Below are 15,079 nucleotides of genomic sequence, written 5' to 3' on the forward strand. Positions count from 1 at the left end.
GTTATGCGAAATTTGGGGAATTCCTACAAAACTTTAAGTGCGACTATGCTCAACTACTTTTAAAGCAAGCAAGGAATCCGAATACTTAGACAAATGTAGATCGTCAGCGATCCTAGCGGATTCGCTCAAATACGAATTTACCAAATCGGAAATCTGTCTTCCCAATCGGATTTCCCTAAAATGGCCTAGTATTTCCTCTTTCTTATCACTCGCCCAATCCGCTCTTTTTTCTTCCGGAAGAAAATAGACTAAAGAGGAAATATGACCGTTTGCCAAATCCTCTGATAGATCTTGATAATCATCCAAAAGCCTCCAAGCGATCCCGAAAGATTCGTACATTTTTAGCACAAGTCCCGCTTGGTCTTTGGAAAAGAAGGATCTCGCTAAAAGATAAGGTTGCAGGGACCAAATTGCCATCTGAGATCGAAACCTGGACAAATGAGTCTCTAAACTTTCCGAAATCCCGGTATCCACAATTGCTTTGAAATATTTATCTATAAAGTCCTCGGCGATCAATACACCATCATGAACCTCTTTCCCGAACAATTTACTGGATTGAGCATATCTATTCCACGCTTCCGTCCTGAGTTGTAAAACGGTATGATTTGCCTTTAAGGAACCATCAGATAAATGATCATCCAAAGAATGAAGAAGAAGCGCGGAAGAATGAGATTCTAATAATAAAGTCAGCCAAGGATTTTCCCAAGGTAATGCGTGAGCGGATTCGTTGATCCAATATAAAATAGAATAACTAGGGCTATGGTATTTACGTAAGAAATTGAAACTTTCGGTAATGCCATTATGAGAATATTTATATAAGAATAAGACCGCCTCCGTTCTCAAGGAAACAGGAAGCCCATAGCATAGGCTGAGTGCGGATCTATTGAGTAATTTACAGAATTCTTCCGACTCGTCAGTGGTATCCGAAAGCCCGAAATCAAGCCTTTGCATGGCCACACTCTAGATAAAATTCTTTTTTTTACCATTTATTTCCTTTTTTAAGGGAAATTTTTGTTATAAATAAGATCTTTGCACATAAAAATACCTCGGATCATATCCCTTTTTTGGTATTTTATAATTCACTAAAAAACTCAGGCCAACCGCAGTAATATTAGATCTTAGTTATATGCGAAGTTAGGATATTATGTCACATATATCACAACATAGAGAGCTTCCAGATAGAACGCTACAAATTAGAAAGAAGAACTAACGCATAAAACATAAACTTTTCATAACATCTCAGGATCTATCATCCGAATTCCAGAATGTTATAAATCCGGAATGCAGATTCCAAACCTTTCTTACCTTTGTTTCGTATGCTTCGATGAACAATTGTTAATGGGTGAAAGGGTTTATCCCACGATAGATAGTTATGCACATATGAATCTACATTCCGAATAGAAATTCCGGAGAATGTTTGGAACGAATTTTGTTTCCTTACTTATACAAAAAACAAAACCGAAGAATATTTTTCTTGCAGATTTTTATGTTTATCAAGATTCCTTTGAAAAATCGGAACAAATCAATTGAGAACCTTCTTAGACTTTATCCATACGGAAAAAACGAATCATCCTCAGTTCATGATGAGCATACAAAAGGAGGATCCTAGTTTTTTACATGATTGGTTCCAAACCCTCGGCTATGAAGTTTCTCTTATGGAATGTATGCAGGTGATCGAAACTTATAAAGTATTTTTAGAAAATACAAACCTTCTATAAACCTGCAAAATTTACTTTCCCGCAAACACTTTCAAATTTTATAAAGTTATCGGATACTAAATCGCAATCCCAAAAAGGATCTGCAGTTGAGCTCCATATAAATTCTGATGGCTTTTTGCTTCCTTAGAAGGTTCATCCCAATCTTTTTGAAATTGTCTATAATCCCAATTGTAGTTCGTATGATACGCCCCTCTATTCTCATGAGTAGGCCGATTGGGATATAGCAGAAGATTTCCTCCTACATGAATAAAAAATCCTGAAGGGAAAATGTAACGAAAACCCGCTCCTGCAGATAAGAATAACTTCTGTTGAGAAAAATCCCAAGAATAATCCTTATAATTTCCGCTTGGTACATAGGCCTCGGTCTTCCGTTGTTTTTCGGAATAATTTTCCAATCCTCCACCGGCCGCAAAATAATACGGACCGGAAAAAGGAAACCATTCCAATTGAAGAGCTAATTGTCTTTGGATCTTTTCGGAATTCGTAAGAGTCAAAACTCCGGACAAATCCGCTTGCACAGCCGTGGCATCCAAATCGAATCTTTGGATCACTCTTTGCTCCTGCCATTGAAAGGAAAGAGCGATCTTAGAAGAATATTGATAACCTGCTCCGAACCAGCTCAGACCGTTCGCAGTGAAACCTCCTACAAAAAATTTCCTTACCTCTCTTCTTTTCGCCTGTTCCAACTCTCCCGGCACAGGTGCAAGATCGTTCCCTTGCGCAAAGCTCGGGAACGATAATAGAAGCAAGAATGAGAAAATAGCCGCGTTACTCTTGAAGCTCGCAAAGCGGACTATACGTTTTTGCATAAGGTTTCGTTTCATAGGAGTCCTAAAATCCGATCCAGGATTACAGATTTCCTGGGAAAGGTCAAGCTACTCGGAAGAGACGTAAACCGAGGCTCCTTTTCGTAGGAACTCCTCGGATTTTTCCTTAAATCCTTCTTCCTGGGCTTTTTGGTCAGAAATTCCCTTTTCCTCGGCATATTTCCTAAGTTCTTGGGTGAGATGCATGGAACAAAAATGTGGGCCGCACATAGAGCAAAAATGCGCAGTTTTCATCCTATCCTGGGGAAGAGTTTCATCATGAAAAGATTGAGCTGTGTCTGGATCTAATGAAAGAGCAAACTGATCTTCCCATCTAAATTCGAATCTGGCCTTACTAAGCAGATTATCTCTTTCCTTCGCCCCTGGATGACCTTTTGCAAGATCCGCAGCATGAGCAGCGATCTTATATGCGATCACTCCTTGTTTTACGTCTTCTTTATCAGGAAGGCCCAAATGCTCCTTTGGAGTCACATAACATAACATCGCAGTGCCATGCCAACCGATCATAGCCGCTCCAATAGCAGAAGTAATATGATCGTATCCGGGAGCAATATCAGTCACTAGAGGCCCGAGAGTATAGAATGGAGCTTCTTTACAGATCTCCATCTGCAGGTCTACATTCTCCTTAATTTTATCCATAGGAACATGCCCCGGGCCTTCGATCATAACTTGGATATCTTCTTTCCAAGCAATTTGAGTCAATTCTCCCAAGGTTTTTAATTCGGAAAATTGAGCCTCGTCATTTGCATCTGCGATACTCCCAGGACGCAAACCGTCTCCCAAAGAAAAGGATACACCGTATTTTTTCATAACTTTGCAGATCTCTTCAAAGCCTGTATAAAGGAAATTTTCCTCATGATGGGCAAGACACCATTTTGCAATGATGGAACCTCCTCTGGAAACGATCCCTGTTACTCTCTTAGTTGTAAGAGGAATATATCTCAAAAGTACACCGGAATGAATCGTAAAATAATCCACGCCTTGTTCGGCCTGCTCTTCTAAAGTTTCCAAAAATACGGAAAGAGATAAATTCTCCGCCTTACCTTTTACCTTCTCAAGGGCTTGGTAGATAGGAACTGTACCAATTGGGACCGGAGAATTTCGGATGATCCATTCTCTTGTTTCATGAATATTCTTACCTGTGGAAAGATCCATGACTGTATCCGCTCCCCATTTGATCGCCCATCTCAATTTTTCTACTTCCTCCTCAATGGAAGAAGAAAGAGCGGAGTTCCCGATATTCGCATTGATCTTAACCAAGAAGTTCTTACCGATGATCATCGGCTCCAGTTCCGGATGTTTTATATTGGAAGGTATAATCGCTCTTCCTCTGGCAATCTCGCTTCTTACAAACTCAGGGTCCATTCCTTCCCTTAAGGCGACGTATTTCATTTCTTCGGTTATCAACCCTTGTTTTGCGAAATACATTTGAGAATGATTTTCTGCAGGATTTTGCCCGGAAGTCCTGGATCTTAACCAAGGCTCTCGAAGTTTGGGGATCCCTGCTTTCCAGTCGGAAGGATTCCAACCGTCCTTCCAAGGACCTTCTGTGCTATATGCTTTGTAAACGGAGCCGTCTGTTAAACGGATTTCTTTTCGAGGGATCTCGAAAGAAGCGGATGATTGGTTCGGATTGGATTCCATGGTTTTCTCCCATGTTGGGGAAATTCCGGAATTTGAAAAACGGGGAAAAAGAAAACGCCTATAGAAAATAGTCTATGCAAAAAATATAATTTTCGCCTGACTAATTTATTAGAAATCGTTTCCGATTTTTTTTCCGTTTCCCTTCGCAGGCATTATCCTGATCAGGTTCCGGGGACTCTCTCAGAGACTTTTCGTCCCACCCCCAACGGTTCTCTCCATTCGAATCTGAAATTCTAGTCTTGCAAGGAGTTTTCAAAAACATTCTTAGAGAATCAAGTTCGGAAGATCAGGAGTTTTATTTCGAACTGGTTACTATATAAAAATAACGAACATGTGTTAAGCTCTGCACTAAAGGGGAAGTGAATGTTTATTTTTTACAACAAATGTTCAAAATAAAATCCTATATAACAGACTTTTTTATTTTATCCAGAATATCTGTTTGACACTCAGGTCCGCGTCGATATTGTCCTGTCCAACGCTTGGGCCCAAGATATAGACATAAATGGTCCAGGTGAAAAATCACTCTACTATACGAAAAGTTTAAGGAGCTATTTAAATGGTTCGTAACATAACCAAAGCTTTGTTAGTTTTCGCCGTAATCTGTTCTTCATTCGGCTTGAGCGCAAAGTCATATATCACTGGGGGCCTCGGTCTCCAATTTGACCTGGGATCTTTGGGCGATACAATTGCAACTGACGGTTTGGATGCATCTGGAAGTTTCAAAACAAACGCGACTACAGGTGAAGAAGGGGTTCTTCCTCGCCGTGCAATCATTCCTGAAAACCGTTTGTTAAGCCTACAGCACACAACAAATGGTCTGATCAGCGCTAAAACCAGCGGTGCAATGACCGGTCTTGTTCTTTCTCTTGGATATGAGCAGGATTTTGGAAAGGCTTTCTTCTGGAGAGTGAATGCTCATTACACTCGCAAAGTTATGGGTGGAGACACTAGTGCTAAATTCTTAGGACAAGGTTTCTATGATATTACTTGGGACTACCACGCAGTTCAAGTTCCTGTTAACGTAGGTATCAAACTTTCCGTTACTGAAGATACTTCCTTCTATATCGGAGCAGGGGTTCACTACTTCAATGGTGGATGGAGTCTTGCAGGAAGCAACCGTTTAAACGACGTTCATAATGCATTAGCTGCAGCAAACGCTCCGGCCACTGTCCTTGGATTAGTAGCAGACGGAACCGATCCTGTTGCTAACTGGGAAAAAACTACCTTCCAAGTTTCCGGATTTGCACCAAACTGGCTACTCGGAGCTCAATCCAGAATTTCCGATAAAGGCCATATCTACATGGAAGTTGAGACTCTTTTCTCTTTCAAATACGGTATCGGTCACCCAAGATCACAAGGTGGTGCAGAAGGTCTAGCTCCTTCTGTTGCTTATCCTCAAGTTCTTGGTGGAAACCAGTACAGATTCGGATACAAACACGAAATCTAATTCTTAGATTTTAGTTTGATCTGATTGTAAAGGCTCTCCGAAAGGGGGGCCTTTTTTATTTCCACACATCCTCTCTGTTATTTCCCTCAGTCGGCTAAAATCGATCAAAATATACGTTAGACAGCATTCATCCTTTAATAAGCGAAATATAAGTCCCGCTAATACAAACGGTTTATTCCGTCTTTTTCGCATAACAATCATATGAATATCTAAAAAGAAAAAACTGTAGCTTTCTTGAATTATTTATCTTTCCAGTGAAATCACAAAGAAAAAGTCAATGGAGACGACTATGACTAAAACCGCCAAAAAGATAATTGTGATCCTTCTTCTGTTACTCTTGCCCGGAGTATATGTGGAAGCTAAAAGCTATGCGATGGGAAGTTTAGGACTTCAATTTGATCTTGGAGATTTAGGAGGAACTATTGCAACAGATGGATTGGATTCTTCGGGAAGTTATGCAACTACTTCTACAGATGGCCAACCGGGAGTTCTTCCCAGAAAAGCGGTTATACCCGAAAATCGTTTATTAACTTTGCAACATTCTTCCAACGGTTTGATCAGCACAAAAACAAACGGAGCCATGACCGGGCTTACACTTTCTCTCGGATACGAGCAGGATTTTGGGAAAGCATTCTTCTGGAGAATAAACGCGCATTACACTCGCAAACTTATGGGTGGAGATACTGAAGCCAAATTCGCTGGCCAATCTTTTTATCATATGACCTGGGATTACACGGCGATCCAAATTCCAGTAAACGTAGGAATTAAACTTTCGGTTTCTGAGGATGCAGCGATTTATATTGGAGCAGGAATTCATTATTTCAAAGGTGGCTGGAGCCTTGCAGGAAATAACCGTTTGAGTGATGTGCATAATGTTTTAGTTGCAGCAAACATAAATGATCCTACGGTGCTCGGCTTAGTATCAGACGGAACGGACCCGGCAGCAAATTGGGAGAATACTAAGTTCAACGTTTCCGGAATTGCACCAAACTGGCTCATCGGTGCTCAAGCAAGGATTTCAGACAAGGGACATGTATACATGGAAGCAGAAACACTTTTTTCTTTCCAATATGGGATTGCTCACCCTAGATCGGAAGGTGGAATTGTAGGCCTCGCGCCAAGTGTTGCCTATCCTCAGGTTTTAGGCGGAACACAATATAGGTTCGGTTATAAACACGAGATCTGACTTTTTTTGCGGCAGCGATACGTAGTGTGCGAAGCAGTCGCGGAGTTTAAAATATTATATTTATCGAATATATTTCTCCGCGACCGAAGCGAAAGCGGAGCACGTAGTAGCGCGGCCCTCGAAGAGGGGCCGCCCAAATTTTTCAAACTAAATCGGTCCTTCCGAGTAAGGGCACAAATTTAACAGGCAAACGTTTTCTTTCCGTAAATCCTGTTTTTGTTTTTTCCAAGGTTAAGAGCATTTGTATTTCTTTGTCCCATTCTACAGGAAGAACTATAATCCCACTCTCCCGGACCGGATCGAATACCAAACTTTCAGCTTCAGGAATTTTCGGAAAACAAGCGGAAGAAACAAATTTCGTAAAACCAGCTTTTCTCAAATTAAATAGAAGTGCATCCCCTTGCAGGATCCGATTTCGTTTCGTAAATCCGGGAGACCAAGTTTCTAAAACTTGCGATGCTCTTTCATGAAGTGAAGGAATAATTTCCAGTGACAAAAGTTTAGCACCTAATTGGTCTAAAACCGCCGCAAGATATCCGGAGCCTGTTCCGAGTTCTAAGATCAGATCTCCCGGAACTACTTTCAGTTGATCCGCGATATAAGCCACTATGTATGGTTGCGAAATTGTCTGCTCTTCTCCGATTGGAAGCGCTTTGTCTTCGTAAGAATGTTCTCTGAATTTTTCAGGCAAAAAAATATGACGCGGGATCTTTAAAAACGCTGTAAGTAAATTCGGGTCTCTGATCCCTCTTTCCGAGATTTGAGTTCTTACCATTTTTTCTCTGGCAAGAACTGTTTCCGTAGTATCGAAACGGGAGACGAAGCCCAGATCAGAATTTTCCATTGACGCCTAGGCCCGACTCAGTATTTTGGTTCTGGGTTCGGCTTTGTAGCTCAGTCGGTAGAGCAGAGGACTGAAAATCCTTGTGTCGGCAGTTCGATTCTGCCCGAAGCCAAAACCCTCTTATCCTTTTTTCCTTTCCTCTCCCAATTTCCATAATTCGGTAAATACCAGATCTTCTACAGGTTTACAAAGCTCGGGCTTATACAATTTTTTTACCGGAGGTTTGGGATACACATGGATCTCATCCGTATCCGGTATGTATGTAAGCATTCTTAAGATCTGATCCTCCCCTTCGATTTCATACATCGTGTAGGACATCCCCTTGGAAGGGATAATTTGAGAAGTTTCCAAGTATTTCATGATTCTACCGCTCTATCAAGTCTAGATCTTTTGGAAAGAGATTTATTCTTCCTACAATGGCAAGCCTCTGTTGAAATTCCAACAACCCGATTCCTCTCATCGTGCTACGTTAAAAAGCTTGTACTAAAAAGGCTTTTCGTATAAGCTTTCAGAATGACTCGATCTTCCCTTAGAACCGACAAGGCATTCCTTGTTGGGATCACCGGGATGATCGGGGGAGGAAAATCCACCGCAGCTAAGGTCTTCGAGGAACTAGGATGTTTCAGGATCAGCGCGGATGAGATCGCTCGCAAGTATACGGATCCGGAAAGTCCAATTGCAGAAGAGTTACTCCAAGGTTTAGGTCCTGAAATTCTGGACGGCGACGGTAAGATAGATCGCAAAAAGATCGCAGGTTTAGTCTTCGGAAATCCGGAGAAACTGAAAGTCCTAAACTCTTTGACCCATCCAAGAATTCGTCAGGAGTTTTTGGGGGTCCTTGGTGCTCAGAAAGAAGGAACCTTAGTGATGTGGGAAGTCCCACTTCTCTTCGAAACGGACTCTTATACCCTCTGTGATGCGACCGTATGCGTAATTTCCGACCCGGATCTTTCCCTAGAAAGAACTGCTAAAAGGGACGGGATCAGCCGGGAAGAAGCGGAAGCGAGAGCCAAAAACCAGCTTTCTCTTCAGGAAAAAGCAAAGAAGGCCGACTATTCTATTAAGAATACAGGGGATCTGGAAGACCTTCGAAAAGAATGCGAACATTTGTACGCTGAATTAAAAGGAAGAACGAAATGAAGGAAAAAGTTTTCTACGTCATCAATCTGGACAATAAAAGGATCACACTACTCTCTTTATTTTTAGTAGGACTACTCTTCTCTTTCTTCTTCTTAGGTGTTTCCGTAGGCAGAAAAAGAGGCCAGGTCCAAGATGATCTAGCACTGAACTCTTCTCAGGAAAATCTTTCCTCTATGTCTTCTTCCACAGTGAATCAAACCATGGAAGAATCTTCTCCAAGCTCAGGAATAAAAAAGGAAGAAGAAGTTAAATTTAGAAATCTTCCTCCGGGCGCGGAAGTTGTCGAGTTAAGATCGGAAGTTTCTCCGGCCAAAAAAGAAGAACCTTCTAAAATCGAAGTGGAAGCTCCTTCTTCTCACACTGAAAAAAAATTAGTTCGGAAAGAAAAGGAATCCAAAAAATCGATCCATACTTCTCCTCGTAAAGCTGCAGTCCATAAATCCGATAACGATTTTTTCGTTCAAGTCGCAGCCTTCAAAACGAAAGAAAAAGCGGATGAACTCAAATCTTCCTTAGGTGGGAAATCCTACGTGAAAAAAACCAAAAACGGATATTTTACGGTCCGTATGGGAAATTTTCCGTCCAAAGAAGACGCGGAAAAATCCATGAAAAAACTTCCGGGAAATTTGAAAGAGAACGCTTTGGTCTCTAAGGAATAAACGGTTTCGGAAGAACGTTTGTACATTTCTTTTTTTGGATATATGTCCGAGTCTAGGTCTATTATTTTTTCAATTGACCTAGGAACCGTAAAACCCCAAGTTCGTTGTTAATAGAAATGGATCTGAAAGAACTCGAACCAGTTCGTCTTGCCGTAGTCAGATCCACAATCGAAAGATTGCGTCACACCTATTCCGACCTCTTGGGTTCGATCAAAGGTTACGACGGGATCCCTGCCTTTTTCGAAAACAATCTCTACGCCCCAAGTAACAAAGAAGAAAGAGATAATGCTCTTGAAAGTTTGTATGAAAAATTAAAAACCGTCGCGGGCAAATCGATGACCGATAATATTCATCAGATCATCCTACTGAATAAACTCACGGATTCTTTGGATTTTGATACGGCAAGAGTTGTAATCGAAAATAATCTTAGTGAGGGCGGAGAAATCCCTCAAGAAAGTTTATATGCTGCCATGGGAGCCGTAGGAAGATTCGAGGAAAGAAGAGAACAGATCAGAATGGTAGGCGAGACTCTAAAATTTTTCTTTTCTCTTTCCAAACTACCAATGGTGAAATTGATCATGGCTCCGATCAAAGTTGCAGCGTCGATGGTAGGTGCAACTTCCTTGGTAGATACAATGGAAGCCGGCTATAATCTTTCCTCTAAGATCAAAGATCTTCAGCCTTTTATCGATTCTTTCATCGATCGGGAAAATCGACTTTTAGGTAAACTGATCAACGGCGAAAAGTTAGACTCAATTTAGATTTTCATTTTCATCCTGTTTTTTCATAGGATTCTCTTGCCTTTTTTCTTGTTTCCCCAATCCTTTGATCCGGCCGAATTCTTTCGACCGAGGATGACTTATGTTTATCGGACATTATAGTGTTTCTTTCGCCGTCAAAAAAGCGGAACCTAATATTCCCTTATGGGCGGGATTTTTAGGAGTCCAATGGGTAGACGTTCTCTTCATGATTTTTATTCTGTTTGGGATCGAAGGGATTAGATTCGTTCCTCATTTTACGGAGATGAATAATTACGATCTATACTATATGCCGTTTACTCATAGTTTGGCGGCAGGAATCGTTTGGGCTATCTTCGCATATTTGATCGTTAAATTTCTTTTTTTGAAAAATAAACCATATCCGGACGCTACTAAGAAAAAGATCTCAGGGCTCATCGGGTTGTCGGTTCTTTCTCATTACTTTTTGGATCTTCCGATGCACACTCAAGATCTTCCGATCCTTTTTGACTCGGGACTTAAGATCGGTTTCGGTCTATGGCAACACAGGAATATTTCAATCGCGTTAGAGGTTGGTCTTACTCTTTTAGGATTATTTTTATACTTTAAAGCTACCAAGCCGGGTCCTGGATTTGGTGGTAAGTATGGAATGCAAATTTTCGGAGCTTTCCTGATCATCTTAGCGATCGCCACTCCTTTTTTCCCTCCTCCACTTACGATCCCAGAATTTTCCGCGCAAGCATTGTTCGGATATGTAGTTCTTGCATGGGTCGCAGGCTGGCTAGACAAAAAGAGAATACCGATAGGATCCTGATCTTTTATTCAAAAGGAGTTTTGCATGGAATCTAAATCTGTTCTTCAAAAAACGACCGGATCTCTATTTATTTTAGGAGCGGTCGCCGTAAATATTCCATATACTTTACTAATTTCTAATTTTAATTATCCGGACATACTTAGGGAACCTGTCGGTACGATATTGACTCGTTTTCATGAAGGCGGGGTTGGGCTGATCTGGACCTGGTTTGCTTTTGCCTGGACTGGACTTCCGATCTTATTTGGGATCGTTCTACTTCATAAAGTATTAGAAAGAGAAGATAGATTTTATCTTTCTATAGGGACATTCTCTGGTTTAGTCGGAGGGATCGTTCAAATTATAGGGCTACTTCGCTGGACATTTGTAGTGCCTATTCTCGCTTCCCTTTACGCCAATCCGAGCACAGACCTTTCACATAAAGATTCCGTTACTGTCATCTTTTATACAATCCATCAATATGGTGGAGTCATTTTAGGAGAACATATAGGTCAGATCTTTACGATCATTTGGATGGGGATCATTAGTTTTATAATGTTGCGTTCTGAAATTTTCAAACCTTGGTTAGGATGGTTCGGTTTTGTTGCGGGATTTATATATCTATTCGCCCAAACTGAATTATTCGCAACAGTGATCCCGAATTTTCCTGTAGCAGGTGAAGCGGGTTTGATCGGAAGTAGCCTATGGTTAGTCTGGATGATCTTACTAGGGATCTTTTTGATCAGAGCTAAATAGGAAGAATGTATGGAATCTAGGATCAGTATCATCACTTTAGGTGTAAGTAATTTCGAAAGATCTTTGGAATTTTATAGATCTTTAGGCTTTCCTCTTTCCGAGGCCAGCCAAGGAGATATCGCCTTTTTTAAAATGGGAGGTATCGTGCTCGCTTTATATCCTAAAAATGAATTAGCGAAAGATGCGACAGTGGATCCGAAAGGTTCCGGTTTTCCAAACTTCACATTAGCACATAATGTAAGATCCAAAGAAGAAGCGGATTCTGTCTTAAAATTCGTAGAGAGTAAGGGCGGTAAAATTATCAAACCTGCCCAGGACGTTTTTTGGGGCGGATACTCCGGATATTTTGCTGACCCTGACGGTTTTCTTTGGGAAGTTGCTTGGAACCCTTTTGTTTCTTTTACGGAAGACGGAAGATTGGAACTTCCTTAATAAGGTTAATCCAACAGGAACAATTTCATGGAAGAAGATCAAATAAATTCCGAAAGATCAAAGGCCCTTATTTTTTTCGAAGCCTTAGCTCTTTGCACAATTACAGTAATCGCTGGAGGTGTAATCGGAGTCCTTTTCTTCGCAATACAATCCATAGGAAAACTAAAGATTGACCAAAAACTCATAATGGCTATGGGGAATTCTTTATCCTTCGGCTTTGCGATATGGGTCGGATTAAAAATTAGCAAACAAAAATATAAAGAAGTACTTAGGCTTAACCTGCCCGACTGGAAAGAATCTGTCAGCTTTATAATCGCCGCGATCGGCTTTTCCATCGTTCTTTCGGAACTCGATAATATATTTTCTATCTTTTTTCCTAAGTGGGAGCTTTTCACAAACTTAGTCCAGGGAATCTTTAACGGAGATAATATCTTTTTATTAGCGATATTACTTTCTGTGGTCGCACCTCTTACCGAGGAGTTTTTGTTTAGAGGGGTTATATTGGATCGTTTCTTAAGGTCCTACTCCGCCTGGGCGTCATTTCTTCTTTCTGCATTTTTTTTCGGACTGATCCATTTAAACCCATGGCAATTCATCGGATCGAGTATTCTTGGAGTGTATATGGCTTGGATCGTATTTAAAACGAATTCGATCGCAAATTCAATTTTAGTACACGCGGTATTTAACGGGACCCCAATCTTGATCCTTTACGGATTTAAGTTAGAAATACCCGGTTTTTCGATTCCCTTTCCCAGTAAAATTCAAGTACTTCAACCCCTTTGGTTAGATCTTTTGGGTTTACTGATTACATGTTTTGGTTTATCTTTGACCTTCTTTTTGTTTAGAAGAAGGAAGGAAAAATTCGGATAATCTAACGACTCTAAGGTTTCTGTTTTCAAATCTTTGAGAAACTGTATGGTTTTTTCGTTTTTGAAAGTCCAAAACTATTGGCCGAACCTAATTCCCGGCCATTCGTATATTCAAATTATTTTCCATTAGAATTAGAAAGGCAAAACACAATGTTGGCAAATTCTGTCCAAGCTACAAATTTTTCAGAGAAGGGAGCAGTAAGCATCAATAGGATCCGGATCGGTTTTTCGATCGTGATGCTTTTTGTAAACGTACTCGCTTTATTTTCCCAAGGAGCAGGCTCCAATACAAGCACTCTCATAAACTTCCTGATCGAACTTTCCATTTTCGGTTACGGGGTAGCACAGATAGTTCTACTTAAAAAAGGAAAACTGAAAGGTTCGTTCGTAACCTTATGTGTGTTCTTGGACATATTAATGTATTCCCTGATCTTCATAACCGTCACGGTTTATGCGGCTAATAAAGAAGCGATGGTAGGAAACTTAAAAATGCCATTCTTCATCATGTTGTATTTTTTTGTGATGATCTATTCGGGCTTACTTCTCTCTCCTAGGACAACTTTGATCGTCGGGTATTTAGCTTTGATCGGGACTTTTTCCATGGATTATTTCGCATGGATCAATGGTGTTGAATTCAAATACAATACAGATAAAGCGGATGAGATCTCCGTATTTTTCGAGATCATAAAATTAGTGTTCTTCGTTTTAGGGATCCATATCTTAACCTCGGTGGTCAAATTTTTAGTTACGGTATCCGATATAGCAATCGCTTCCACGGTGGAAGCAGAAGCAAAAAGTGCAGAAGCGGAGAAAACTAAAGATCGGATCTCCGACGAGGCAACCGTATTGAATAGAAACACTACGGAAATGAAGAATGAAATGGATACTCTCAACTCAGAGATCCAAAGCCAGGTTTCCAGTATGGAACAGATCAGCGCTTCTTTAGAAGAGTTGGCGGCATCTACGGACAGCGCTGCCGAATTTGTGAAAGCTCAGTTCGGAAAGATAGAAGATCTGAATCGAGAAAGTGACACCTTAAATTCCATTTTACAAGAAGTACGAATTTCTACAGAATCATTATCCAAAACAACGGAAGAATCCAAGGTTTATAGTAAAGATGTTTCCGGAGCAATGGAAATATTAGGAAATAATTTTGGAGAAGTCAGTAAATCCTTCCAAAAAGTTCAAGATGTAAACGAGATCATGAGAGAGATCGCGGACAGGACCAACCTACTTGCATTGAATGCTTCTATCGAAGCTGCAAGAGCGGGAGAACATGGAAAAGGATTTGCAGTGGTAGCGCAAGAGGTTGCCAAACTCGCAGATAGCGCTTCCGAAAACGCAGCAACAATTTCCAAAATTATCGGAGAAGCGGCAAAACTGATCACTAACGGAAATTCTGCAGCCGAAGAAACCAAACGTAAAGTTTCGGTCCAAGAATCCGGTTTTACTTCGGTTGTAGAAAACTTGAACCAACTCAGATCCAGGGTAGAAAACCAAGGAAGGATCCATGAATCTTTCTTAAAATCATTCCGTGAATTATTCGATCTATCTAGACAGTTGGAATCAATTGCAAGCGAGCAGAAGAATGGAACCAAGGAAGTTGTCCAAGCGCTTTCTTCCATAGAACAATCCTCGAATGTGATCTCGGAAGGATCGACCCGAATGAGATCCAGCCTGGAAGAACTATCCGACCAATCCGAACGACTGGTTTCAAAGTAAGTTCCAATCCAAAAGCGGGAGCGATCTTTTTACTCCCGCTTCAAAACTCCCCTCAACCCGAATCCTCAAACTTCTTGACTTCCGAACCCATACCGAAAAACTGACTTTCGTAACCCGTCGCGAGTGTGGTGAAATTGGTAGACACGCCAGATTTAGGTTCTGGTGCAGTAATGTGTGGGGGTTCGAGTCCCTCCACTCGCAAAAGTTCTTCTTCAAGAACAACACAATCCTACTAACTTAATAAAATCCCGAGGGGCTCGAACGGCTGAGCTGGTAAGCAAAAATAGCTCGAGTAACGAGCGTATATT

Annotated in this window: 16 protein-coding genes, 2 tRNA genes and 1 riboswitch; of the genes, 13 read left to right on the forward strand and 5 right to left on the reverse strand. The window is 40.9% G+C overall.

Features of this window, described 5'->3' with window-relative positions:
* Positions 1-33 precede the first annotated feature (33 nt).
* Positions 34-951, reverse strand: a complete 918-nt coding sequence (locus EHQ64_RS11335; RefSeq protein ID WP_210410850.1) for a hypothetical protein — start codon at positions 949-951, stop codon at positions 34-36.
* Between the two features lie 575 nt (positions 952-1,526).
* On the opposite strand from EHQ64_RS11335, the gene EHQ64_RS11340 reads away from it, so the two are divergent.
* The gene (locus EHQ64_RS11340) at positions 1,527-1,718 is read left to right on the forward strand and encodes a hypothetical protein (RefSeq protein ID WP_135649606.1); all 192 of its coding nucleotides are present in this window, start codon (positions 1,527-1,529) and stop codon (positions 1,716-1,718) included.
* Positions 1,719-1,774: 56 nt separating this feature from the next.
* Here EHQ64_RS11340 and EHQ64_RS11345 read toward each other — a convergent pair whose 3' ends face one another.
* Both EHQ64_RS11345 and thiC read right to left on the reverse strand, forming a co-directional pair.
* Positions 1,775-2,542: a hypothetical protein gene (locus EHQ64_RS11345; RefSeq protein ID WP_246048731.1), complete on the reverse strand. Its 768-nt coding sequence runs from the start codon at positions 2,540-2,542 to the stop codon at positions 1,775-1,777.
* Positions 2,543-2,593: 51 nt separating this feature from the next.
* Positions 2,594-4,189, reverse strand: a complete 1,596-nt coding sequence (gene thiC, locus EHQ64_RS11350) for a phosphomethylpyrimidine synthase ThiC (protein WP_135649607.1) — start codon at positions 4,187-4,189, stop codon at positions 2,594-2,596.
* A gap of 121 nt (positions 4,190-4,310) precedes the next feature.
* A riboswitch (TPP riboswitch) is annotated at positions 4,311-4,403 on the reverse strand.
* 342 nt (positions 4,404-4,745) lie between these two features.
* On the opposite strand from thiC, the gene EHQ64_RS11355 reads away from it, so the two are divergent.
* Together EHQ64_RS11355 and EHQ64_RS11360 are read left to right on the forward strand one after the other, a co-directional pair.
* The gene (locus EHQ64_RS11355; protein WP_135649608.1) at positions 4,746-5,636 is read left to right on the forward strand and encodes a porin OmpL1; all 891 of its coding nucleotides are present in this window, start codon (positions 4,746-4,748) and stop codon (positions 5,634-5,636) included.
* 289 nt (positions 5,637-5,925) lie between these two features.
* Entirely contained in the window at positions 5,926-6,822 is an 897-nt protein-coding gene (locus tag EHQ64_RS11360; RefSeq protein ID WP_135649609.1) for a porin OmpL1, read from the forward strand.
* A 142-nt stretch (positions 6,823-6,964) separates the two neighbouring features.
* Here EHQ64_RS11360 and EHQ64_RS11365 read toward each other — a convergent pair whose 3' ends face one another.
* Positions 6,965-7,666 (reverse strand): protein-L-isoaspartate O-methyltransferase family protein, encoded by a 702-nt coding sequence (locus EHQ64_RS11365; RefSeq protein WP_135649610.1) that lies wholly within the window; start codon positions 7,664-7,666, stop codon positions 6,965-6,967.
* A gap of 39 nt (positions 7,667-7,705) precedes the next feature.
* Between EHQ64_RS11365 and EHQ64_RS11370 the strand changes: the two genes are divergently transcribed.
* A tRNA-Phe gene (locus EHQ64_RS11370) sits at positions 7,706-7,778 on the forward strand.
* 8 nt (positions 7,779-7,786) lie between these two features.
* On the opposite strand, the gene EHQ64_RS11375 is transcribed toward EHQ64_RS11370, so the two are convergent.
* Complete coding sequence (locus EHQ64_RS11375) at positions 7,787-8,026, reverse strand: hypothetical protein (RefSeq protein WP_135649611.1); 240 nt, start codon at positions 8,024-8,026, stop codon at positions 7,787-7,789.
* A 153-nt stretch (positions 8,027-8,179) separates the two neighbouring features.
* Between EHQ64_RS11375 and coaE the strand changes: the two genes are divergently transcribed.
* The 9 genes from coaE to EHQ64_RS11420 all read left to right on the forward strand — a co-directional run bounded on the left by coaE (position 8,180) and on the right by EHQ64_RS11420 (position 14,972).
* Positions 8,180-8,806: a dephospho-CoA kinase gene (coaE, locus tag EHQ64_RS11380; RefSeq protein WP_135649612.1), complete on the forward strand. Its 627-nt coding sequence runs from the start codon at positions 8,180-8,182 to the stop codon at positions 8,804-8,806.
* Positions 8,803-9,465 (forward strand): SPOR domain-containing protein, encoded by a 663-nt coding sequence (locus EHQ64_RS11385; RefSeq protein WP_135649613.1) that lies wholly within the window; start codon positions 8,803-8,805, stop codon positions 9,463-9,465. The genes coaE and EHQ64_RS11385 overlap by 4 nt, the downstream gene beginning before the upstream one ends.
* Before the next feature lie 116 nt (positions 9,466-9,581).
* Entirely contained in the window at positions 9,582-10,226 is a 645-nt protein-coding gene (locus EHQ64_RS11390; protein ID WP_135649614.1) for an FFLEELY motif protein, read from the forward strand.
* Positions 10,227-10,326: 100 nt separating this feature from the next.
* A complete protein-coding gene (locus EHQ64_RS11395) occupies positions 10,327-11,016 on the forward strand; it encodes a hypothetical protein (protein ID WP_135649615.1) in 690 nt (229 codons plus the stop codon).
* A gap of 24 nt (positions 11,017-11,040) precedes the next feature.
* Positions 11,041-11,748: a DUF4386 domain-containing protein gene (locus tag EHQ64_RS11400; protein ID WP_135649616.1), complete on the forward strand. Its 708-nt coding sequence runs from the start codon at positions 11,041-11,043 to the stop codon at positions 11,746-11,748.
* A 9-nt stretch (positions 11,749-11,757) separates the two neighbouring features.
* A complete protein-coding gene (locus EHQ64_RS11405) occupies positions 11,758-12,180 on the forward strand; it encodes a VOC family protein (RefSeq protein WP_135649617.1) in 423 nt (140 codons plus the stop codon).
* 27 nt (positions 12,181-12,207) lie between these two features.
* Positions 12,208-13,050 (forward strand): CPBP family intramembrane glutamic endopeptidase, encoded by an 843-nt coding sequence (locus tag EHQ64_RS11410; protein ID WP_135649618.1) that lies wholly within the window; start codon positions 12,208-12,210, stop codon positions 13,048-13,050.
* Positions 13,051-13,199: 149 nt separating this feature from the next.
* A complete protein-coding gene (locus EHQ64_RS11415; RefSeq protein WP_135649619.1) occupies positions 13,200-14,771 on the forward strand; it encodes a methyl-accepting chemotaxis protein in 1,572 nt (523 codons plus the stop codon).
* Positions 14,772-14,890: 119 nt separating this feature from the next.
* Positions 14,891-14,972, forward strand: a tRNA-Leu gene (locus tag EHQ64_RS11420).
* The last annotated feature ends 107 nt before the right edge of the window (positions 14,973-15,079 follow it).

The sequence above is a fragment of the Leptospira sarikeiensis genome, from assembly GCF_004769615.1.
Classification (GTDB): Bacteria; Spirochaetota; Leptospiria; order Leptospirales; family Leptospiraceae; genus Leptospira_B; species Leptospira_B sarikeiensis.